We start from the raw sequence: 22,059 nt of genomic DNA on the forward strand, positions 1-22,059 counted from the left end.
ACCGTGTCATCGCCGGCTTCATTGCTGCAATCCAATATTGCACATAAAAAAAGCCCGCGCCATGCGGTCGCGGGCGAATCGCCAGTTGGACGACGTTTAGAGGAGACTAGTGGGTGAGTTGGAAATTTGATCGGCAAATTTCCAACTCGCACCACCAGACGTCAATCCTAACCAGCCTCGCTTTCAATCCCCTGTCGAAACCCTGACGGAAGGCTGACAGAAATAAGGCGGCCGCACGCCGTTGCAAGCTTGATCAAGCCGGCAGCCTGGTTACTTGACGCCATTCACCACGCTCGGCAGCCATAGCGTGATTTGGGGTATGTAAGTAATGGCAATCAGTGCGATGAACAATGGCACCAGCCAGGGCAGGATCGCCATGGTGGTGCGCTCGACCGACAGTTTCGCCACCCTGGCCAGCACGAACAGCACCATGCCCAGCGGCGGATGCAGCAGGCCGATCATCAGGTTGAGCGTCAGGATAAGGCCGAAGTGGATGGGATCGATGCCGAGCTTGAGCACGATGGGCAGCAGAATGGGCACCAGGATCGTGATTGCGGCGATGGTATCGATGAAGCAGCCGACGATGAGGATGAGCACATTGGCCAGCAGCAGGAACATCCACTTGTTCTGCGTCACTCCAAGTATCCAGTCGGCCAGCATCTGGGCCGCCTGGCTGGTGGTGAGCAGCCAGGCGAAGATGGAGGCAGCCGTCACGATGAACAGCACGCTGGCCGTGGTTTCGATGGTGTCGAAGGTGGCCTTGGCGAGCGCCCTCAGCGTCATCGAGCGATAGCGCACCAGCCCGAGGAACAGCGCCCAGGCCACCGCCGCCATCGCCGCTTCCGTCGGCGTGAACCAGCCGAGGGTCATGCCGCCGATAAGGATCACCGGCGCCATCAAGGCCATCACCGCGGAAAAGTCGAAGTACCAGTCGAGCGCCAGCAGCGCGGCCAGCGAGATGCCGACCGCCAGGTTTACCGACATGCCGGCCTTCCACAGCAGCCAGACCGCCATCGGAAAGGCCAGCACCACCAGGATTTCGGTGCCGGCGCTGCCGAGGCTCTTCCATGAGAACGCGGTATCGCCGCCCCAGTTGTTTTTGCGGGCGATGTAGGCCACCGTGAACATCATCATCAGCGTCATGAAGATGCCGGGCAGCAGGCCGGCAAGAAACAGCGCGCCGATCGATACGTTCGCCATCATGCCGTAGATCACGAAGGGCAAGGAAGGCGGAATGATGGGACCGAGCGTGGCCGACGCCGCGGTGACGCCGACCGAGAATTCCGGCGAATATCCGTGGTCCTTCATCGCCTTGATTTCTATCGTGCCGAGGCCGGCGGCGTCTGCGATGGCAGTGCCGGACATGCCCGAAAAGATGACCGAGCCGACGATATTGACCTGGCCCAGCCCGCCCCGCATCCATCCGACCAGGGCAACCGCGAAGTTGTAGATGCGGCCGGTGATGCCGGCGATGTTCATCAGGTTGCCGGCAAGGATGAAGAAAGGCACCGCCAGCAGCGGGAAGCTTTCCACACCGGCGATCATGCGCTGTGCCACCACGACGTCCGGCACCGAGCCGGTGGCGATGATGTAGAGCATCGAGGCAATCACCATGGCCAGCGCCACCGGCATGCCGACCAGCATGAGCACCAGGAACGATCCGATAAGAATACCCATGTCAGTCCTCCGTGCCGTCGTAGGCTTCCGGCTTCTCCAGGATGGAATAGCCCTGCCGCCAGTTCTTCCAGGCGATCTGCAACGCGCGGATGGTCATGATCGCGAAGCCGGCCAGCGCCACCCAGTAGACGGCGTTCTTGGGCCAGGTGATCAGCGTGGTCATCGGCTCGTCGCCGACGATCTCTGTGTACTTCCAGACCAGCAGCGTGACATAGCCGAGGAAGCCGACGCGCAAAATGTCCACGCAGGTGGACATGACGCGGCACATGGCGGCCGGCATGAAGCGGTAGAGAATATCGACCTGGATGTGCCGGTCCTTGCGGGTGCACATGGAGGCGCCGATGAACACCACGCCGATCAGGCAGTAGGTGGCCAGTTCCTCGGTCCAGGCGTAGGAATCGTTGAGCGCATAGCGGGTAAAGAATTGCAGGAAGACCAGGGCCACCATGACCCAGAAAATCCCGAGCGTGATCCAGTCTTCCGCCGAGAAGCCGGACAGGCTGACCTTGACATGACCGGATTCCTCGAAACTATGGGCGAGTTCTTCCGCGCTGATCGCGGGATGCTTGACAGCTTGTTCCATGAAACACCTTGCTCGATGTGAATGGAGTTCAAAAAAGCGGAGCGTGCAGTGCACGTTCTACAGCGCCGCAGGCCGGGATCGCCGGCGTCTGCGGCGCGATGCGCGCGCTTACTTGACGGCCTGGATGCGTTCCCAGTCGGCCTTGCGATAACCGAAGTCCTCGAACTTCACGGTCTTGAGCACGGTGTCGCGGAACTCGTCGCGATTGACTTCCGTCACCGACAAGCCCTTCTGCTTGAATACGTCGACCAGCTCCTTCTCGCGGGCCACCACGTCGGCGCTGGCTTTCTGCGCCGCTTCCTGCGTCACTTCAGTGAACATCTTCCTCTCGTCCTCGGAGAGCTGCTTCCAGAGCTTGCCGGAGACCACCGTATTGAGGTGATCGACGATATGCGCAGTGAGCACGATATTCTTCTGGACTTCATAGAACTTCTTTGCTTCGATCGTGGTCAGCGGATTTTCCTGGGCCTCGACGGTGCCGTTCTGCAGCGCGAGATAGACCTCGGCAAAGGCGATCGGCGACGTGTTCGCGCCGCAGGCGCGCGGCATGGCGAGATAGGCCGGCACGTCGGGCACGCGGATCTTGAGGCCCTTCATGTCGGCGCACTTCGCGATCGGCTTGTTGGACGTGGTCTGGCGTGCCCCGTAGTAGGTGGTGGCGACGATGCGGTTGCCGGTCTTCTCCTCATAGCCCTTGGTGAGGTCACGGTAGACATCGCTCTTGGTGTACTTGAGCAGGTGGTCGGCATCGCGGAACACATACGGGTAATAAGTCACGCCGATCGGAGGATACGACTTGCTGGCGAAGCTGGAGCCGGAGATGATGATGTCGACCGTTCCCAGCGCGAGGCCCTGGTTGATGTCGTTTTCCTTGCCCAGCTGCGATGCCGGAAAGACGTCGATCTGGTACTTGCCGTTGGTGCGCTTGCCGATTTCGCCGGCGGCCCACACTGACCATTTGTGGAAAGGTTCGGAGGTTTCGTACACGTGCGCCCACTTGAGCTTGGTTTGGGCGCTGGCGCCCACGGCGAATGCGGAAGCGGCAATGACGAACAGGGTTTGTTTCCAGAGTTTCATGGTGGTCTCCTTGATTGGATGATTCGTTTCTTGTTATTTAAATCCGGGCAGGCTCCGCCCTGCAGCAAGCAAATCGTTCACGCGTCTAAGCCATCGCCGCCTCCCCGATCAGCTGCACCTTGGTGCTCCGGCTCTTGTCGGCGGCCAGCTGGAACGCGGCCGCGGCATCCTTCAGCGGCAGTTGCGCGGTGAGCAGCGGTCGCACATCGATGCGGCGCGACACGATGTAATCGACGGCCCAGTCGAACTCGACGCCGAAGCGGAACGCACCGATATAATCGAGCTCGCGCGCCATGACGGCATTGGCCGGGAAATGCACGCCTTCGGCCGGCAGCGTGCCGACCTGGACTATGCGGCCGCCGCGCCTGCAGGCATCGACGCAGGTGGCAAGCGCGCCGGTATTGCCGGCAGCTTCCACGCAGACGTCGGCGCTGGACGACAAGTCCGCAGCGGAAGAGGCATCGCTGCGCACCACGGTGTCGGCTCCCGCCGCCGCGGCAGCCTGCAGCGGGTGGTCGGCAACATCGCATGCGATGATCCTTGCCGCGCCGGCCAGGCGGACAGCCTTGACGATGAGACAGCCGATGGTGCCGGCGCCGGTCACCAGCACGGTCTTGCCAAGCAGCGGACCGCAGCGGTTCACCGCATGCAGTGCAACCGCAAGCGGCTCGGCGAATGCGAGTTCGCCGAAAGAGATATCGGTCTCAACCGCGGTCAGCTGGCGTTCGTTCACCACGAAACGCTCGCGGAACATGCCCTGCACATGCGGAAAGACGCTGGCGCTGCCGAGGAAGCGCATCTCGGTGCACAGGTTCTCCCTCCCCTGGCGGCAATAAGCGCAGCTGCCGCAAGCCTGCGATGGGTTGATTGCCACTTTCACGCCCGGTGCCAATGCGCCCGCCGCACGACCGGAGCGCACCACCACGCCCGACGCTTCGTGTCCTGGCGTCAGCGGTTCGCGAATCTGGAAAGCGCCGGCACGGCCATGCAGGTAATAGTGCAGGTCCGAGCCGCAAATTCCGGCCGCACCGAGCTGGATCTCCACCTGATGCGGTTCGAGCGCCGCGTCTTCCTGCTGCTCGAAGCGCAGGTCCCCGGCTGCATGGATCTTGCATGAAAGTGTCATCTGCCTGTTCCTCGCCGAATACTTAATGCGTTAATCAAGACGCTTGGTCAGACGCCGGTGCGAACGGTCCATGTGCCTCTGCATTGCTGCGCGCGCCGCTGCCGGGTCATGCTCGGCGACCGCATGGGCCACCTTCCTGTGCTCGTCGATGGCGGCATTCCAGCTCGCCGCATTTTCCAAGTGCTGCCCCAGCTTGGCCGAAATGGGGTTATTGCGTTGATCGAACAGCAGCGCCACCACGCTGGTCAATGCGCTGTTGCCGGCAATCTCCGCCAGCCGCAGATGGAACAACCGGTCGCCCTGCATCGGCACGCCTCCGGCTTCGGCCTCGCTGCGCATCATCTTCAGCGCTTCGTCCAGCAGCGCCAGCTGCCTCGGCCTGGCCACGCGCGCAGCCATGGCAGCGATCTCGCCTTCGACCACCGCACGCGCGCGGATCAGCTCCAGCGGCCCGTGCATGTCGGTCAGCAGGTCGGACTGCACGGCGCGGTCGGCGCGCCGCTCGCAGACATAGATGCCCGCGCCCTTGCGTACCTCGACGCAGCCTTCGACTTCCAGCGCGATCAGGGCCTCGCGCACCGACGGACGGCTCACGCCGAGCTGCACCGCGAGGTCCCGTTCCGGCGGGAGCCTGCTACCCGGCTTGAACTCATCGCAGCGGATCAGCTCGCGCAACTGATCGGCGATCTGGCGATACAAGCGCTGCGGTTCGATGAGTTGTATCGGCATGAGATCGGTTCCGTCAATCGGGTGTTGTGCCGCGCCGCCTTTTCCGTCACACTTTGGTAAATTGGCCTTACCAATAGACCGGATAATTTCACTTCCGGTTGCGCTTGTCAAGCAGATAAAACAGCTTGGCTGGTACCGGTCAAACGCCACGATATCGGCGCCTTGCGATTGCATGCACAACGACAACTGACAGGAGACCCATGAACGACACCGCGCATTTTTCCGCAGGCATCAGCATTTCCGCCGTTGAACTGCATGCTTTCATCAGCGCGATCTGGCGCGGCGCCGGCAGCGAGGAACTGGAAGCGACGCTAGTGGCCGACCACCTGGTGCAAGCCAATCTATCAGGCCACGACTCGCATGGAGTCGGCATGATTCCGCGTTATCTGCGTTCATTGGCGGACGGCGAACTGAAGCTGAACCGGCATGCGACGCTCGTACGCGATGCCGGTGCCGTCCTTACCGTCGACGGCGGACTGGCCTTCGGCCAGGTGGTGGCCAAGGAAGCGATGGACATGGGCATTTCCCGTGCAAAAAAGCTCGGCCTGTGCGCCGTCGGCCTGCGCAACGCGCACCATATCGGCCGCATCGGCCATTGGGCCGAGCAATGCGCGGCCGCCGGCCTGGTGTCGTTTCATTTCGTTAATGTCGCCGGCGACCCGCTGGTGGCACCTTTCGGCGGCATCGATGCGCGCTTCGGAACTAATCCTTTCTGCGCCGCCTATCCCCGGCGCGGCAAGCCGCCGCTGGTGCTCGACTTCGCGACCAGCCGCGTCGCCTTCGGCAAGACCAGGGTGGCCTACAACAAGGGCGTGCCGCTGCCGGAAGGCTGCGTGATCGATCACCTGGGGCGACCGACGACCGATCCCAGGGTCATGCATGAGTCGCCGCGCGGTTCCCTGCTGACACTCGGGGAGTTCAAGGGCTACGGCTTGGCGGCGATATGCGAAATATTTGCCGGGGCGCTGAGCGGCGGCTTCACCACGCATGCCGACACTATCGTGCGCTCCAATGCGATCATTAACTGCATGCTGTCAGTCATCATCGATCCGGCGGCGTTCGACGCGCCGGACGCGGATGTCGAGGCCGAGGCTTTCCTCGCATGGGTGAAGGCTTCGCCGCTGCAGCAGGGTGCGGATGAAATCCAGGTGCCGGGGGAACCGGAGCTTGCGCGCAGGCGCGAACGGGTGGCGGCGGGCATTCCGATTGACGGGACGACTTGGGCGCAGCTAGAGGAGGCGGGACGGCAGTTTGGGGTAGTGGCACCGGCGGCGCAGGCTGAGTGAATTGCCCGAGGCACTTCTCCCCTCGCCCGCGGGTGGGAGAGAGGTGGGGGTGAGGGAGGTTGCCAAGACCTCAGCAGGCTTTGCTATCGCCCTCATCCCCAGCCCTTCTCCCGCCTGCGGGAGAAGGGAGCACATCCCGAGGAGTTGATGCTAAAGGTGAATGTCCAGCTCAGATTGCTTCATCCAACTTTCTTAATGCCCTTGGCGGGCAACGCCGGTTTGCGCGCCGCAGTGCGCCCCGTCTTTACCGCCACCTTCGCCGCCGTCTTCGGCTTCGGTTTCGGAGTGGGCGTCAGCGTCGCCGTCATGCGCTTGAAGGCAATATCCATGTGGCGCCGCATCGCGGCGCGCGCCTTGACCGGGTCCTTGGCGCGCAGCGCGGCCAGCACGTCGCGGTGTTCCTCGATCGCCTGGCGCCAGGTGTCCTCGGTTTCGAAATGGCTGTGCAGCTGGTCGTAAAGAGGGCCGAGACGCAGGTCGTTAAGCCGGCGCACGGTGCCGACCAGCACGCTGTTGCCGGTTGCCTCGGCGACGCGGATATGGAACAGCCGGTCGGTCTCCAGCGGCTTGACGCCTGCATCGGCATCGGCTTCCATCGCGTCGATGGCTTCCTCAACCGCATCGAACTGGGCCTTGCGCCCGGTCTTCGCCGCCAGCGCAGCGACCTCGCCTTCCAGCACGGCTCGCGCCTGGATGAGCTCCAGCGGGCCTTCCTCGGCGTCGAGGTCATGGCCGGGCTGATTCGACGCCGGTTCGCAGACATAAATGCCCGAACCCATGCGCACTTCGATGTAGCCTTCGACTTCCAGCGCAATCAGCGCCTCCCGCAGCGAGGGGCGGCTCACGCCGAGCTTTTCGGCGAGGTCGCGTTCGGCGGGCAGGCGCGTGCCGACAGGGAATTCTCCCCGTTGAATGAGGGTGCGCAGCTGCTCGCTGATCTGTCGGTAGAGCCGCTTGGGCTCGATGGCTTGGATAGGCATGACGGTGTTCTGGTACGGGATTGTCTCGGTAAGTTTCAATTATGCAGCACGGCGCCTCCGCAGGCTGTATGACCTTTGGGCCAATTCAAGAAATAGTTGCACGTTGCGGCTCATTAGAGCGTTTTCGTTCTGACCGGCCTGACGATCCCGGCTGCTTTGCCGGCCACACTGCGTTGTGTGGGGACGCCGAGTCCTTCTTGCCATGGCCCGGGGGCACCGAGCCCGCCATGTCGCGACACCACGCATTGTTTCGGCGGCAAACCACCTCGTCTTCGCGTAGTCTTGTCAAACCGAAAGCGCTCTAGCCTCGATGCGCATCCGGAAACTCCAAACCGTAGCGCTGAGCGCATTCGGACAAAGCAGGCGGTATCGCGGGATGCAGGGCGATCCCCTGCCTGATCTGCTCTTCGCGCAGCGCAAGTCCCCGGTCGCCCGGCATGCGTACCCGCGTCACGCCGGGGCGAGGCGGATTGCTGCGGCAGGCTTCGGCCACCCAGTCCATCTGGCGGAGGAATGCATCGCCGCCCCCGAAGGCTTCCGGATCGTACAGCGACAGGAATACGTTCGCTCCCCAGCCCTCGGCCGGATCGGCGCGGCCGTGCCCGGACAGTCCGCCGGTGAGCGCTTCTATCAGCAGCGCCAGTCCGAACCCCTTGTGCCCCCCGGCAAGTCCGCCGAGCGGCAGGATGGTGCCGGGCGGGTCGGCCGCCAGCACGGCGGGATCGCGGCTGGGCCGGCCCTCGCCGTCGAGCAGGCAATCTTCCTCATACATCATGCCAGCCTTGTGCAGCCGGTTGGTCATGCCGTTGGTCTTGATCGATGCGGAGATGTCAACCAGGAAAGGCGTTCCGGAGGTCGGGATGCCGGCTGCAATCGGGTTGGGCGTGAACACCGCCCGCCTGCCGCCGTGCGGCGCCACGCTGGCCACCGCCGGATCGGAGCAGGACAGCACGATCATGAATCCCGCGCTTGTCGCCCGCAGCAGGTAACTGGCGAGACAGGCGATATGATGGCTGCGCCGGATGACAAGCGTGGCGCTGCCGTACTCGCGGGCGCGCGGCATCAGGGCATTGATGCCGTTCATCACCAGCCACGGCCCGGGCAGGCGGCAGCCGTCCCAGGCAAGCGCGGCACCCCGGTCGGAGAGCACCTGCGCTTCGCCCACGCGCGCCATGCTGCCCTGCTCCAGTTCCCGCACATAGGAAGCGAGCAGCGCCAATCCGTGGGTGTCGTGCCCGAGCAGATCGCCTTCCACCAGCACATGGGCAACGGTATCGGCCATCACCGCTTCCATGCCGGCGGCCTGCAGCAGGCGGACCGCGAAAATAGTCAGGTCTTCGGCCGCATGCCGAATGTCGGTGCTTGCGCCGGACACCATCAGTAAGTCCCCCTTCCGCCCGACACGTCGAATACCGCCGCCGTCGAGAACGAGCATTCGGCGGAGGCCAGCCAGGCCACCAGCGCCGCCACTTCTTCCACGGTGCCGAAGCGGCTCATCGGTATCTTGGACAGCATGTAATCGATATGCTGCTGCGTCATTTGCGCAAACATGCCGGTGCGCACCGCCGCCGGTGTGATGCAGTTTACGCGGATGCCGGTCTGCGCCAGTTCCTTGCCGAGCGATTTGGTCAGCGCGATCACCCCCGCCTTGGAAGCGCTATAGGCCGATGCGTTGGGATTGCCTTCCTTGCCGGCAATCGAGGCGATGTTGACGATGCGACCGTAATCCTTTTCGCGCATGTGCGGCACCAGGGCGCGGCAGCAGAGGAAAGGGCCGCGCAGATTGATGTTCATCACCCGGTCCCACTCCTCCGGCGGATAATCGGCCACGCTCATGTTCGGGCCGGTAATGCCGGCGCTGGTGACCAGCACATCCACCTTGCCAAAGCGGGCCAGCGTGGCGTCGCGCGCTTCGGCGACCGACTGCTCGCCGGCGACGTCGACCACCGCCGTGTGCACCCGTTCGCGATCGAACCGTCCGATGGCATGTTCGAGCGCCTCCGCATCCCTGTCCCAAAGACTGACGGAGGCGCCGCCTTCAGCCAGGCGTTGAGCGATCGCGAGGCCGATGCCGGCCGCACCGCCGGTAATGACGGCGTGCCGTCCAGAGAAGTCATAGTGATTTCGATGCTGCATGTTCGTCTCCTTGCCGTTGAATATTGTTATCATCGTCACCAGTCCTTGGTCAGACCAATTGTCCAATTGTATTGAGCCGGCCTCACCCTGTCCACAAGCGGCCGCGCATTTCGCTGTAGGTTGAGATGGATCAATGCCGCACCGACATGGAAGCCTGCTCCGTTGTCGGACGATTGGTAGGATATTGGTATTACCACTTTACCTATCAACCAATCTGAAATAGACTTTGCGCGAACCGCAACTTTGCAAAACGCAAGCAAGACACCTGAACGGGAGACACCGTGGCACATGAAACCCTGATACCGGTCGAGGCCATCAGCAAGCGAGGCAATGCTGTCCGCGTCCTGCGCCTGAACGCCAGCGACGATGTGCTTATCGCGATGCAGGAACTGCGCGCCGGCACCCACGTGCCGGAAGAAGGCCTGACGATGGCCGACACCGTGCCTGCGGGTCACAAGATCGCGGCGCGCGACATCGCCAGCGGCGAACCCGTGCGGCGCTACAACCAGATCATCGGCTTCGCCACGCGCGCCATTCCGCGCGGCGGCCACATCCACCTGCACAACCTGTCGATGCAGGACTTCGAGCGCGACTATGCATTCTGCGCGGACCGCAAGCCCGAGCACACGCCTGGGTGCAAGACCGATCTGCTGCTGAACTTCGACGGCATCGTGCGCGAGGACGGAAGCGTGGCGACGCGCAACTATATCGGCGTGATCAGCAGCGTGAACTGCTCGGCCACGGTCTGCCGCCAGATTGCCGAAGCCTTCCGCGGCGAGGCGCTGGCGGGCTATCCGAACATCGACGGCGTAGTGGCGATCACGCACAAGTCGGGCTGCGGCATGGCATCCAACGGCGAAGGCATCGACCTGCTGCGGCGCGTGACCGCCGGCTACATCCGCCACCCCAATTTCGCGGCGGTGCTATTCATCGGCCTCGGTTGCGAATCCAACCAGGTCAGCTCCCTGCTCGGCGCGGAGAACCTGTCCGAATCGGCAAGGCTGCGCACGATGACCATCCAGGAGTCGGGCGGCACGCGCGCCACCATCGAGCGCGGAATTGCCCTTGTGAAGGAACTGCTGCCCGCTGCGAACCAGGTGAAACGCGAGCCGGTGCCGCTAAGGTACCTGACCATCGGCCTGCAATGCGGCGGCTCGGACGGCTATTCCGGCATTACCGCCAATCCCGCGCTGGGGGCGGCGATGGATCTGCTGGTGCAGCACGGCGGCACCGCGATTCTCAGCGAAACACCGGAAATCTATGGCGCCGAGCATCTGCTGACGCGGCGCGCGGTGTCGCGCGAGGTCGGCGAGAAACTGGTGTCGCGCATCAAGTGGTGGGAGGCCTACACTTCCCGCCTGGGCGGCGAGATGAACAACAATCCCTCTCCCGGCAACAAGGCGGGCGGGCTCACCACAATCCTGGAAAAATCGCTGGGTGCGGTGGCCAAGGCCGGCACCAGCAACCTGGCCGACGTGTTCGAGTATGCGCAGCCGGTCACCACCAGGGGACTGGTGTTCATGGACACGCCCGGCTATGACCCGGTGTCGGCCACCGGCCAGGTGGCCGGCGGCGCCAACATGATCTGCTTCACCACCGGGCGCGGCTCGGTGTACGGCTGCAAGCCCTCGCCATCGCTGAAGCTGGCCACCAACTCGCCGATGTATCACCGCATGCGCGAAGACATGGATATCAACTGCGGCGACATTCTCGATGGCGGCCTGACCGTGCAGGAGTCGGGCGAACAGATCTTCCGGCTCATCATCGAGACCGCCTCCGGGCGTCCGAGCAAGAGTGAGGAGCACGGCTTCGGCGAAGACGAGTTCGCACCGTGGATACTCGGCCCGACGATGTGAGCCCCCTGCCTGGCCACTGACTGAACGCGATGAAGATACTGATCACAGACTACGATTTTCCCGATATCGAGCTGGAGCGCGCCCTGTTTCGCGATGCCGGCGTGGAACTGGTGACCGCCCAGTGCCGCAGCGAGGACGAAGTGATTGCGGCGGCGGCGGGCTGTGACGGCCTGCTGGTGCAGTATGCCCCGGTCAATGCGAAAGTGTTCGAGGCGCGCCCCGAGATCCGGATCGTCAGCCGCTACGGCGCCGGCTTCGACACGGTCGACATCGCCGATGCCGAGCGGCACGGCGTATGGGTCGCGAATTCGCCTGACTACGGCGTGGGCGAAGTCGCCACCCATGCGCTGGCGATGACCCTGGCGCTGCTGCGCCATATTGCCTTCTACGATCGTGACATCAAGGCAGGCCGCTGGCACTACACCAGCGCCGGGAAAATGCAGCGCGTCGGCGACATGACGCTGGGTATCGTGGGGCTCGGACGAATCGGCAAGCGCATGGCGCATCTCGCCCGCAACAGCTTCCGCCGGGTGATCGCCTGCGATCCACACGTCATCGACGGCGACTTCCCGCCTTATGTTGAAAGGGTAACGCTGCAGGAGCTGTTCGAGCAGGCCGACGCGGTGTCGCTGCATGTACCGCTGAACGATGAAACGCGCGGCATGGTGAATGCATCGCTGCTGGGACGGATGAAGACGGGCAGCGTGCTGGTCAATACCTCGCGCGGCGCGGTGGTCGATATCGATGCGCTGCTGGCGGAACTCGATGCGGGACGGCTGGACGGCGCGGCGCTCGATGTGCTGCCAGCCGAGCCTCCGGAGACAGACGCCCGCATCGTCCAGCATCCGCGCGTGCTGCTTACTCCACATGCGGCTTTCTATTCCGAGGTGGCAGGCGATGAGCTGCGCCGCAAGGCGGCCCAGAACCTGATCGATTGGAAACAGACGGGACGGCCGACCTATGTCGTCGTGAAAGGCGATGCGCAAACGGGATGACGGCGTCGCCGCTCGATCGGGGCCCGCATGTCGTCGCACACGCTTTTTGTTTAACCACTGATTCATGAGCAAGGACAAGCATGATTGAAGATTTGAAAGGCAAGGTCGTACTCATCACCGGCAGCAGCACGGGCATCGGCGCAGCCGTCGCACGCGCCTTCGGCGCCAACCAGGCGAAGGTGGCGGTTCACTACAATCGCAACGAAGGTCCGGCGCAGCAGGTCGTGCGGGATATCGAGGCAGCCGGCGGAGAAGCCGTCGCGATGCAGGCGGATGTGACCAGCAGCGCCGCCATCAAGTCCCTGATCGAGCAGACCGTTTCGCGTTTTGGCCGCATCGACGTACTGATCAACAATGCTGGCGACCTCGTAGGCCGCAGGCCGATCACCGAGATGACGGACGAATTCTTCGACCAGGTCGCTCACCTGAACATGCGCTCGGTGCTGATGGCTTGCAAGGAGGCCGTGCCCTTCATGCGCAGGCAGGGCGGCGGCAACATCATCAATGTCACCTCGATCGCGGCGCGTCACGGCGGCGGCGGCGGCGCGCTGCTGTATGCCGCTTCCAAGGGCTTCGTCAGCACCGTCACCCGCGGCATGGCCAAGGAATTCGTCGCCGACAATATCCGGGTCAACGCAGTCTCGCCCGGCGTCATCGCCACGCCCTTCCATGACCGGCATACGTCCGCGGAGCAGATGGAAGCCTTTAACGCGGGCATTCCGATGCGTCGTGCGGGCACGCCCGACGAGTGCGCCGGGACCTTCCTTTACCTCGCATCGAACCAGTTGAGCGGCTATGTGACCGGGCAGATCGTGGAGGTGAATGGCGGTCAGCTGATGCCGTAGCAACGCATTCTGCGCCGCCGTGTTCGGGCGGGGAACGCAGCAGCACAAGCAACAGAAACAGCAGGAGCAACAAGGGCACGACCATATTTCTATAACAAGGAGCAGACAATGGATCGCAGAACCGTGTTCAAAGGACTTTTCGCAGCCGCCTTCGCAACCGTAGCCGGGCTGGCCCATGCCGCCTATCCGGAACGTCCAATCACGCTCATCGTGCCCTGGAACGCAGGCGGCGGCACCGACGCCACCGCGCGCATCATCGGCACCCTGATGGAGAAGGAGCTCAAGCAGCCGGTCAACGTCGTCAACCGCGCCGGCGGCAATGGCGTGGTAGGCCACCAGGCGATTGCCTCCGCCGCGCCCGACGGATATACGATCGGCATGGCGACCGTGGAAATCGGCATGATGCACTGGATGGGACTGACCCAGCTGAAGTACAGCGATTACACGCCGATCGGCCTGGTCAACTTTGATCCGGCCGGCGTGCAGGTGCGGGCCGACGCGCCGTACAAGTCGGTCACCGACCTCGTCAATGCGATCAAGGCCAGCCCCGGCAAGTTCAAGGCCTCGGGCACAGGCCAGGGCGGCATCTGGCATCTCGCGATTGCCAGCATGCTCAAGGATATGAACGTCGATCCGGCATCCGTACCCTGGGTGCCAAGCAACGGCGCCGCACCCGGCCTGCAGGACCTGGTCGCTGGCGGCGTCGAAGTCGTGCCCTGCTCGCTGCCGGAGGCGCGCGCGCTGATCGAAGCCGGCAAGGTGCGCTCGCTCGCCGTGATGGACGACCAGCCGTCGGCACTGTTCCCGAACGTGCCGACACTCAAGTCGGTCACCGGCAGCACGACCAAGCTGGGCGCATGGCGCGGCATCGTCGCGCCGAAGGGATTGCCGAAGGATGTCGAGACCGCGCTCGCCAACGCGTTGAAGAAAGTCTATGACAGCAAGGAATACAAGGACTTCATGGCGCAGCGCGGTTTCGGCGTGGTATGGGCGCAGCAGCAGGATTTCGGCAAGTTCATGGCGAAGTCCAACGAAGACCTGGGCGCGACGATGAAGGCAGTGGGCATCGCGAAGTAAACGACCCTGCGCGAGAAGGGCCGCCGCACGTCGCGGCCCTCCCCTGTCGTCTTATCCTCCCGTCGACCCGCGTCATGCGGAACTCTCTTGACGCCCGCCCTTGGAAGGCTTCACCATGAAACTCAACGATGCCGTTTTCGGCGCCTTGTTTCTCGTCCTGGCGATCGCGGTGCTGGTCGCTTCGCGCGCCTTTCCCGCGATTCCCGGCCAGCAGATCGGACCCGGCGCCTTCCCTACCCTGGTCGCGTCGATCCTTGGCGCCTGTTCGCTGCTGCTGATCGTGCGCGGCCTGCGTTCGCGCCAGCGCTGGTTTGAAGGCGGCGACTGGCTGCGTTCGCCGCGCCATGTGCTGCGCTTCGCCGCGGTCGTCGGTGCGCTGCTGTTCTACCTGTATGCAGCGCAGGCACTCGGTTTCGTTCTCACCGCCGTATTGCTGATGATCGGACTGCTGCGTGCCTTCGGCGTCAAGTGGACCACCTCGCTGATCACGGCCGTCGCTGCCACGCTGGTGATTCACACGATCTTTTACAAGATACTCCGGGTGCCCCTGCCCTGGGGACTGCTTCAGGGAGTAGCCTGGTAATGGACGCCTATCTGCTCGCACTCAAGCTGGTGTTCGACCCCTATGTGCTGATGGTGATCGCCGCATCGGCACTGTACGGCCTGGTGGTCGGCTGCATACCCGGCCTGACCGCCACCATGGCGACGGCGCTGCTGGTGCCGGTGACATTTTTCATGCCGCCGGTGCCGGCCATCGCGGCCATCGTCACCGCATCGGCGATGGCCATTTTCTCAGGCGACATCCCTGGTGCGCTGCTGCGCATTCCAGGCACGCCGGCCTCGGCCGCGTACACCGACGAATCCTATGCGATGACGCTCAAGGGCCAGGCCGGACTCGCGCTCGGCGCAGGCCTGATGTTCTCGGTCGTCGGCGGCCTGTTCGGCACCGCGGTCATGATGACTTCGGCGCCGCTGCTGGCCGAGGTGGCGCTTAAGTTCAGCTCCTTCGAATATTTCTGGATGGTGGTGCTCGGCCTGTCGGGTGCGGTCTTCATCGGTTCGGCCAGCATACTCAAGGCACTGATATCACTGATGCTCGGACTGCTGATCGCCTGCGTCGGCATGGAAAATCCTTCCGGACTGCCGCGCTTTACCTTCGGCAATAACGAGCTGGCCAGCGGCATCAGCCTGATACCCATGATGGTCGGCATGTTCGCGGTGTCGGAAATCCTGCGCTATGCAGTGAATACGGCGCCGGAGATGAAAACCAAGGTGGCACAGGTCGGCGATGTCTTCAAGGGCATGTGGGGCCTGACCAAGCGCTACAAGTGGGGCATCCTGCGCGGCAGCGCCTTCGGCACGGTGATCGGCATCCAGCCCGGTTCCGGCGCCGACATGGCGTCCTGGATGTCTTACGCGATGAGCAAGCGCTTTTCCAAGGAGCCGGAAAAGTTCGGCACCGGCCACGTGGAAGGCATCATTGAATCCGGCGCCGCGAACAACAGTTCGCTGGCCGGCGCCTGGATTCCCGCCGTGGTATTCGGCATCCCGGGCGATTCCATCACCGCGATCGCCATCGGCGTGCTCTACATGAAGGGCATGAACCCCGGGCCGACCATCTTCGTCAACAACCCCCAGGACATCTACGCGGTATTTCTCGTGTTCGTGCTGGCCAACCTGATCATGCTGCCGTTCGGCTGGGCGATGATCAAGGCCGCGCGCAGGGTGCTGCAGATTTCGCGCAGCATCCTGATGCCGACCATCCTGCTGTTCTGCATCGTCGGCTCCTTTGCAATCAACAACTCGGTGTTCGGCGTGGTGCTGATCCTGTGCTTCGGCCTGCTGGCCTACCTGCTGGAGGAAAACGGCTTTCCCACCGCGCCGGCCATCCTCGGCGTGGTGCTGGGCCAGATGCTGGAGGAAAATTTCGTGACGTCCATGATCAAGTCGGATTACAGCATCGCGCCATTCTTCTCGCGGCCGATTGCCGGCGGCCTGGCGGCGCTGACCTTCCTGATCCTCTTCTGGCCTCTGTTGAGCTGGACCTGGCGCAACCGGCGCGGCACGCGCCGCCTTGCCGACGGCACTGCGGGCTGATGCGCATGGAGGGCGGCATGAAGCACCCTTGCATCGATGCAAACGGCAGGGGCGAGCATAGAATGAACGGGTGGAGAAAAAACAGAAGGAATAATCTCGAGCGGAAGCGAGGCCCAGGTACTCTCCATGTCGAGAATAGGGTAGCAGATAGCGCCACCCTGATTATTTAACGGGTTAGAGAAGGGCCCCGCGTACGTTTTGATACATTGGCCGGCAAAGGTTCCCGGAGTTTGGCCTAGTCCGGCAGGTCCTCTCCGAACTTGCTCGCGACATACACCCGCATCGCGGCGATCAGCGGCGTGCTGCCCCGGTAAGTGAAGGTATCGCGCGCATCCGACGCGACCCAGATTTCGTCACCGTAGTCGGGCTGGTCGGGGCTGGGCGCGCGGTAGAAGCCGATGCCTTCGCGTTCGATGATCGGCCCGCCCTGCGTCCAGTCCTTGTGAGGAATCCACTGGATTTCCGTCGGTTCATCCATGACGCGCCAGAACTCCCCGGTATGGGTGTACTTCACTTCGATGCCTTCCGCCTTCGCAACCCAGTGATCGAGCTGCGAGTTCTCAAGATCAATGACTTTCATCGCGGTCCTTGTATTTTCGTGAGGGTGAAGTTTTGATTATGCAATGAAAATCTGACCATGGCCTGCGGGATATGGTTCATCGCTTGTCGTGCCGAAAGAAATCCGGCGCCGGCAAGCGCGCCGGCTGTTTGCCGGAAACAGTGCCGCACAGCCGGATAGGTCGCCGAACTAGTGCGTTTTCGCCCTGACCGGCCCTAGTCGAGGCCGAGGCAGACTGCCGCTGGAACAAGGCGTGAGGACGCGACATGGCCTAGCCATGGCAAGAAGTCGCAACGCAGTGCCGGCGGGCATTCTGTCCGGGATCGGCAGGCAGGTCAGGGTGAAACCGCTCTAATGGTACTCCGAAGAGGAGCCAATACTTGCGAGGGTCGCGATCATCTGCGTCAGGGCGGCCTGGCGGCGCAGCCCCGTTTTGCTGAATACCGACTTCAGATGCGTTCTCAACGTAGACATGGAGATCGACTGCTCGTCTGCGATCTCCTGCGTTGAAAGTCCATCGGCAAGCATGCACCCGATCCGCGCTTCCATCGGCGTCAGACCATACAGATCGCGAAGAGACGATTCCACGCCGGCGCAGGATCTTCCCGTTTCATGAACAACGATGAGCGCCATCGGCCTTTCATTGAAATGGGCAGCGGCCAGTCTCAAGGGCATTGGCAAAACCAGAAGATGCATGGCGTCGTCGGAACCTGAATCGAGACTGTACGCGCTGCCGCGGCTTGCCGTCGTGCTGGCGGCCTGTGCAATGGCCTGTTGAACTTCCAGCGCACGCGAGCAGGTCGAGACTTTGCCGAAGCGCACGACAATTCCGCATTGCCGAGACAACAGCCGCTCTGCGGCCCTATTTGCGAACAGGAGATTGCAGGCGCCATCCACGGCCAGCATCGGCGCCGCCACATGATCCAGTGCCGCCTGTGCAATACGAGCGGGAATCTGCAGCTCCTGCATGCGAAAATGCAATCTGATCGCACGTTGCAGATGAGGCATGACCTCCCGTGCCGCCAGATGGTCGTCATCCCGATAACTGTTCCCGAGCCCGAAACGCTGGACGGAAATGGTGGCGACGAGCCTGTCTTCCCTGACGGCCAATGATGCTAGGATGCCGCCTATGTCGTGCTTGCGCAGGAGGTCGTTATGGTATTCGCGTGCGTTCTTCTGGTCGGGCCACGCCTTGCCGTTTGCGTCCGCGGTCCAGCAGCCTACCTGGGAATAAGGCACCACGCCGACCAAGGGATCCAGGGTGTTGTAGTAATCGTTGTATGCGCTGACGACTTCTTCCGAATATCCGACATTGAATGCGATTTCTGCGCCGGCTCTGCCTGGATCCGCCAGCATCAGGATGGAGCCTTGCGAGTCCATCAATGAGGCGAACCGGGTTAATCCGGATTGCCAGAGCGACGGATCCAGGGCCGCATCGTAGAAGGTGCTAATTACCTGGTCCGGACTGACTCTTTCCGATGTGCCCATACGATTTCCCTTCCAGCGCAGTTGAACCGCATGCTTGATGAAGGTACGTGAGCGTAGATACAAGTCTTTGATGTAGATAAAACGATCGGGATTTCAGCCGGATGCGCCGGTACCTGCAGAGAGTTCCTGTTGACTGGATGAAACCGGCTTGCGTAAAAAGTAACGCACCCCAAGTAACGTTCGGGATGAATGGAAGAAATGTCCGCGCCATAACTTGGCTCATGCGATAAATAATGGAATTTACGAAGTTAACCAATGCGGGCTTAACTGATTGCTGCCTTAGAATTATCGAGCTTATGCCCGCGTTCGGACTCGAGGGCAGTACTGCTTGAGCAAGGACGGTTGGAACAAGATGAGGGTGCGCGGCACAACGACACGATTCCAGAAACCAATGGCAGAGGTTGGCCAGAAAGCGGTCTTTGGTACCATTCGGACGTGAGGACAGCAGCCGACCCACAACCGACACTCCTGCGCGAGATCGGTGGTCTTCAGGGGACACTGAAGGTGTCGCCTACACCACATGACAGCAGGCTATCCGTTTGTGCCGGCGAATCTCTACCGTTCAGATACCGTCTGTTTATCTTTTACCGGTGACCGGCCGAACATTCTGGTGTACTCCCGGCTGAACTGCGAGGTGCTTTCGTATCCCACTTCGAAAGCGACCTGGCTCAAGAGTTTGCCTTTGGACAAGATCAACCGTCGTGCTTCTATCAACCTTAGCTGCTTCTGGAACTGCAATGGGGACAGCGATGTGATAGCACGGAAGTGTTGATGGAATGCTGCTCGGCTCATACCAGCTGCCGCCGCAAGGCGCTCAATATGCACCGGCTGGGCGTAGTCCGCACGCAGGATCGCGACAGCCCGTGCAATGCGCCTCACATGGCTATCGGGCAGGCCTAGGTTGCGGACTGCGTGTCCTTGGCGGCCCAGCAGCAACCAATGATGAATCTCCCTGATCAGGCCATTCTTGAGCACTGCCAGCGATTCCGGGCGGTCCAGCAGCATCACCAGCCGGCGTAGGGCATCGCACAGATCGCCGCTGGTGTCGTGCGCGGCCTGTGATGAAGATGCTACGTGCTCGCTCAACACTAGATCCGTAATCACGTTTGGATCCAAGTCGAGAGCCAGCGCTAGATAGGGACTGGCAGCGCTGGCCTGACTGATGCGACTGGCAGTCGGCACATTGCCGGTCACGATCAAAGTCTCCCCAGCCGCGTATGACGAAACACCGCTGCTTAACGAGACCTGCTTGCGCCCCTGCAGTACCAAGCATACCAACGGATTCACCACGGTGTGCTCCACCTCGCTTGGTGTCGTACGCTGGAACAGGTAAAAGCCTCGGACAGATGTGGCTGTCACACCGTCCACTTGGGAGTGGGCACGCGTGTAGCGAAGAAGGGCATGTTTCAGTTCGTCGACCATGGTGAATTTAAACATCTCCTTCTACGCACGCCAACAAGTTCAGACGATTAGGCAAGAAATATCGACGTTCGAGCATAGGTCAAGGGAATCCGAGCAAGATACTACTCGCATTCAACCAGGAGACTCACAGATGACCCACCCGCCAATTAATTCGCACTGCCCTGCACCGGAAATTATCCACGCAACTCATCGCGGCGTGGAGGTACTTGGAGAACAAGGAGCTGAAGGCCGCAAGGCATTCTTTATCCAGATCGAGGCCCGCCCGGGCCAGGAGGATGCCGTAATACAGATGCTGCGTGACATTCGGGCTTGCGTCGAGGACGAGCCTGCCACGGGCCCGTGGTTCGCCTTCCGGTTTTCACAGTCCAGCTTCGCCATTTTCGAAGCATTTCCCGATCTGGCGGGGCGCCAGGCACATGTAGAGGGTGGCGGCGGAGACATTTTCCGCGACCGCGAGCGTATGAACGCGATCCTAGCCGATGCGGCAAAGGTGCACCGTGTCGACGTGCTGATGAGCAAGGACTCCTTTTCTCATCTCCATCCACTCTGATAAGACAGCATGGAACCTGCATCCGGCAGCTGGCAGCAGGCAGCAGTTAGCCGCCTGCAACGCAGCCGCAATCTGGAAAAAACGCGACCCGCCGTGTACGGCCAGTCGCGGCAACCAGATGGGCTAATTCTCAACTTGCATGATTTTCAACTAGGACATTTTGTCTCAATGTATGAGTGGTGCTTTTAAGTAGAATGCCTCAGAACGTGCATCGACCCAATCCTCGGATGGCACTCGACCATATTGGTCGGGTAAATCGCGTCTGAGCCTACGCCATATACATAAAGGGACTTAGTTCCGTCCTCGTTCGTGATGAACTTGTCCGTTGCAAAAAATAACAACTGATGTTAATGAGAAAAATACTCAGGCAATTGGCTTCGTTGGTTTGAACAAAAATGAAGCTGCTGAAGCAGCGTGTTGAGGTAGTGGTCCTCACGATAGATAGTGTCAAGTAATAGCCTGGAAATATTCAATATGGTGGATTGGTTCCCAATAGTCGCCTTTGCTTTCAAGATGCTCGCGTTAGGCACGGGCATGTTCTTCGCCATCAAGTGGCATTACGATCAAGGGAAGAAGGGGAAGGAGAACGAGGGGGCGACGGTGCTACTCGCGGGAGGCAAGGTGGCCGCAGTCTTCGTGCTATCGCTCTTGGGCCTGGTGCTCGTCACCTTCGCCCTTGCCAGGATGCTCGGTTTAGACTTGACCTTCCCATGATGGCAACGAATAGTCGGCCGATATTCAGATGACGATGCCGAACCCATGGAATTTGAACAGCAACCTTGAAGTGGGATAGATGTCAGCTCCTGGCCCAGAGTGTGTAAAAACGCAGATTTTTCTAAGTGGCTTCAGCTATCGTATGTTTGGAACGCCTTTGAGAGCAAGGCACGCATGCGGGCAGGCAGGAACCGTTGCTGCGACCAGACTGCATATATGTCACGTGCCGGCGCCACCCATTCGGGCAGGAGGCGCGCCAGTTTACCCTGGTCCAGCTCTCGCTGGCATTGGGTGATCGGACAATAGAGAATTCCAATTCCCGACTTAGCCATGGCGACCGCGACATTCATTTCATTGCTTGCCCGAAAACGAGCAGCCGCCTGCAGAACAAACCTTGCGCCAGTCGGTGGATTGCGGAGTTCCCATTGCTGAAACGGATCCGCAACACTCAATGAGTGAGATTGAAGGGCGTCCGGATTTTCCACGGGCGCGGACCGTGCCAAGTAATCCGGCGAGGCAACGAGCACCGAGACTACACGTCCCAGCCGTCGCTGATTGAGAGACGAGTCGGTCAGGGAACCGATACGGATTGCGGGGTCCGCGCCGCTTCCAATCAGACTTCCACTTCATTTGAAAGTTTGAGTTCAATCTGCACCTCGGGATATTCATGCAGGAAGCTCTCCCATGCATTGGTCAGGATTCCGCTGCCAAAACTAACCGCGGCCGGCACCCTGATGCAGCCTGTCACACTGCCAAAAGTGGCTTCGAGCCGTTGTATGGTTTGCCGCAGGGCATGAACCAGGGGGCGGCACTGTTCGTAATACTGCGCACTCTCCGCGGTGACCTGCATGCGCCGCGCACT

Annotated in this window: 22 protein-coding genes; 9 read left to right on the forward strand and 13 right to left on the reverse strand. The window is 61.7% G+C overall.

Features of this window, described 5'->3' with window-relative positions:
- Positions 1–270: 270 nt before the first annotated feature.
- From RY831_RS13090 to RY831_RS13110, 5 genes are all read right to left on the reverse strand, one after another.
- Positions 271–1,677 (reverse strand): TRAP transporter large permease, encoded by a 1,407-nt coding sequence (locus RY831_RS13090; protein ID WP_326506799.1) that lies wholly within the window; start codon positions 1,675–1,677, stop codon positions 271–273.
- 1 nt (position 1,678) lies between these two features.
- Positions 1,679–2,260, reverse strand: a complete 582-nt coding sequence (locus RY831_RS13095; protein WP_326506800.1) for a TRAP transporter small permease — start codon at positions 2,258–2,260, stop codon at positions 1,679–1,681.
- A gap of 108 nt (positions 2,261–2,368) precedes the next feature.
- Positions 2,369–3,337, reverse strand: a complete 969-nt coding sequence (locus RY831_RS13100; protein WP_326506801.1) for a sialic acid TRAP transporter substrate-binding protein SiaP — start codon at positions 3,335–3,337, stop codon at positions 2,369–2,371.
- Positions 3,338–3,422: 85 nt separating this feature from the next.
- Positions 3,423–4,463 carry an L-idonate 5-dehydrogenase gene (locus tag RY831_RS13105; protein WP_326506802.1) on the reverse strand — a complete coding sequence of 347 codons (1,041 nt, stop codon included), beginning with the start codon at positions 4,461–4,463 and terminating at the stop codon, positions 3,423–3,425.
- A 30-nt stretch (positions 4,464–4,493) separates the two neighbouring features.
- Positions 4,494–5,192, reverse strand: a complete 699-nt coding sequence (locus RY831_RS13110) for a FadR/GntR family transcriptional regulator (protein ID WP_326506803.1) — start codon at positions 5,190–5,192, stop codon at positions 4,494–4,496.
- A 200-nt stretch (positions 5,193–5,392) separates the two neighbouring features.
- On the opposite strand from RY831_RS13110, the gene RY831_RS13115 reads away from it, so the two are divergent.
- On the forward strand, positions 5,393–6,478 hold the full coding sequence (locus tag RY831_RS13115; protein ID WP_326506804.1) for a malate/lactate/ureidoglycolate dehydrogenase: 1,086 nt from the start codon (positions 5,393–5,395) through the stop codon (positions 6,476–6,478).
- Between the two features lie 179 nt (positions 6,479–6,657).
- Here the strand turns inward: RY831_RS13115 and RY831_RS13120 are convergent, their stop codons facing one another.
- The 3 genes from RY831_RS13120 to RY831_RS13130 form a co-directional block, all read right to left on the reverse strand.
- Entirely contained in the window at positions 6,658–7,458 is an 801-nt protein-coding gene (locus RY831_RS13120; RefSeq protein ID WP_326506805.1) for a FadR/GntR family transcriptional regulator, read from the reverse strand.
- A 301-nt stretch (positions 7,459–7,759) separates the two neighbouring features.
- A complete protein-coding gene (locus RY831_RS13125) occupies positions 7,760–8,836 on the reverse strand; it encodes an Ldh family oxidoreductase (RefSeq protein WP_326506806.1) in 1,077 nt (358 codons plus the stop codon).
- Entirely contained in the window at positions 8,836–9,594 is a 759-nt protein-coding gene (locus RY831_RS13130; protein ID WP_326506807.1) for an SDR family NAD(P)-dependent oxidoreductase, read from the reverse strand. Before RY831_RS13130 ends, RY831_RS13125 begins: the two co-directional genes overlap by 1 nt.
- A 281-nt stretch (positions 9,595–9,875) precedes the next feature.
- Here RY831_RS13130 and RY831_RS13135 point away from each other — a divergent pair, with 281 nt between their 5' ends.
- The 6 genes from RY831_RS13135 (at position 9,876) to RY831_RS13160 (ending at position 16,464) form a co-directional block, all read left to right on the forward strand.
- On the forward strand, positions 9,876–11,450 hold the full coding sequence (locus RY831_RS13135) for a UxaA family hydrolase (RefSeq protein ID WP_437126266.1): 1,575 nt from the start codon (positions 9,876–9,878) through the stop codon (positions 11,448–11,450).
- Positions 11,451–11,479: 29 nt separating this feature from the next.
- The gene (locus RY831_RS13140; RefSeq protein ID WP_326506808.1) at positions 11,480–12,445 is read left to right on the forward strand and encodes a C-terminal binding protein; all 966 of its coding nucleotides are present in this window, start codon (positions 11,480–11,482) and stop codon (positions 12,443–12,445) included.
- Positions 12,446–12,528: 83 nt separating this feature from the next.
- The gene (locus RY831_RS13145) at positions 12,529–13,290 is read left to right on the forward strand and encodes an SDR family NAD(P)-dependent oxidoreductase (RefSeq protein ID WP_326506847.1); all 762 of its coding nucleotides are present in this window, start codon (positions 12,529–12,531) and stop codon (positions 13,288–13,290) included.
- A 108-nt stretch (positions 13,291–13,398) separates the two neighbouring features.
- On the forward strand, positions 13,399–14,367 hold the full coding sequence (locus RY831_RS13150; RefSeq protein ID WP_326506809.1) for a Bug family tripartite tricarboxylate transporter substrate binding protein: 969 nt from the start codon (positions 13,399–13,401) through the stop codon (positions 14,365–14,367).
- A 115-nt stretch (positions 14,368–14,482) separates the two neighbouring features.
- Entirely contained in the window at positions 14,483–14,950 is a 468-nt protein-coding gene (locus RY831_RS13155) for a tripartite tricarboxylate transporter TctB family protein (RefSeq protein WP_326506810.1), read from the forward strand.
- Positions 14,950–16,464 (forward strand): tripartite tricarboxylate transporter permease, encoded by a 1,515-nt coding sequence (locus RY831_RS13160; RefSeq protein WP_326506811.1) that lies wholly within the window; start codon positions 14,950–14,952, stop codon positions 16,462–16,464. Before RY831_RS13155 ends, RY831_RS13160 begins: the two co-directional genes overlap by 1 nt.
- 235 nt (positions 16,465–16,699) lie before the next feature.
- Here the strand turns inward: RY831_RS13160 and RY831_RS13165 are convergent, their stop codons facing one another.
- From RY831_RS13165 to RY831_RS13175, 3 genes are all read right to left on the reverse strand, one after another.
- The gene (locus RY831_RS13165) at positions 16,700–17,044 is read right to left on the reverse strand and encodes a phage protein NinX family protein (RefSeq protein ID WP_326506812.1); all 345 of its coding nucleotides are present in this window, start codon (positions 17,042–17,044) and stop codon (positions 16,700–16,702) included.
- A 330-nt stretch (positions 17,045–17,374) separates the two neighbouring features.
- Positions 17,375–18,511: a helix-turn-helix transcriptional regulator gene (locus tag RY831_RS13170; RefSeq protein WP_326506813.1), complete on the reverse strand. Its 1,137-nt coding sequence runs from the start codon at positions 18,509–18,511 to the stop codon at positions 17,375–17,377.
- Between the two features lie 555 nt (positions 18,512–19,066).
- Positions 19,067–19,948, reverse strand: a complete 882-nt coding sequence (locus RY831_RS13175) for an AraC family transcriptional regulator (RefSeq protein ID WP_326506814.1) — start codon at positions 19,946–19,948, stop codon at positions 19,067–19,069.
- A gap of 115 nt (positions 19,949–20,063) precedes the next feature.
- Here RY831_RS13175 and RY831_RS13180 point away from each other — a divergent pair, with 115 nt between their 5' ends.
- Together RY831_RS13180 and RY831_RS13185 are read left to right on the forward strand one after the other, a co-directional pair.
- Positions 20,064–20,483, forward strand: coding sequence for a putative quinol monooxygenase (locus RY831_RS13180; RefSeq protein ID WP_326506815.1), 420 nt, complete (start codon positions 20,064–20,066; stop codon positions 20,481–20,483).
- A gap of 474 nt (positions 20,484–20,957) precedes the next feature.
- The gene (locus tag RY831_RS13185) at positions 20,958–21,197 is read left to right on the forward strand and encodes a hypothetical protein (protein ID WP_326506816.1); all 240 of its coding nucleotides are present in this window, start codon (positions 20,958–20,960) and stop codon (positions 21,195–21,197) included.
- Positions 21,198–21,328: 131 nt separating this feature from the next.
- On the opposite strand, the gene RY831_RS13190 is transcribed toward RY831_RS13185, so the two are convergent.
- Together RY831_RS13190 and RY831_RS13195 are read right to left on the reverse strand one after the other, a co-directional pair.
- A complete protein-coding gene (locus tag RY831_RS13190; protein WP_326506848.1) occupies positions 21,329–21,814 on the reverse strand; it encodes a substrate binding domain-containing protein in 486 nt (161 codons plus the stop codon).
- On the reverse strand, positions 21,811–22,047 hold the full coding sequence (locus RY831_RS13195) for a LysR family transcriptional regulator (RefSeq protein WP_326506817.1): 237 nt from the start codon (positions 22,045–22,047) through the stop codon (positions 21,811–21,813). Before RY831_RS13195 ends, RY831_RS13190 begins: the two co-directional genes overlap by 4 nt.
- Between the last annotated feature and the right edge of the window lie 12 nt (positions 22,048–22,059).

This window comes from Noviherbaspirillum album, from assembly GCF_035916955.1.
GTDB lineage: Bacteria > Pseudomonadota > Gammaproteobacteria > Burkholderiales > Burkholderiaceae_D > Noviherbaspirillum > Noviherbaspirillum album.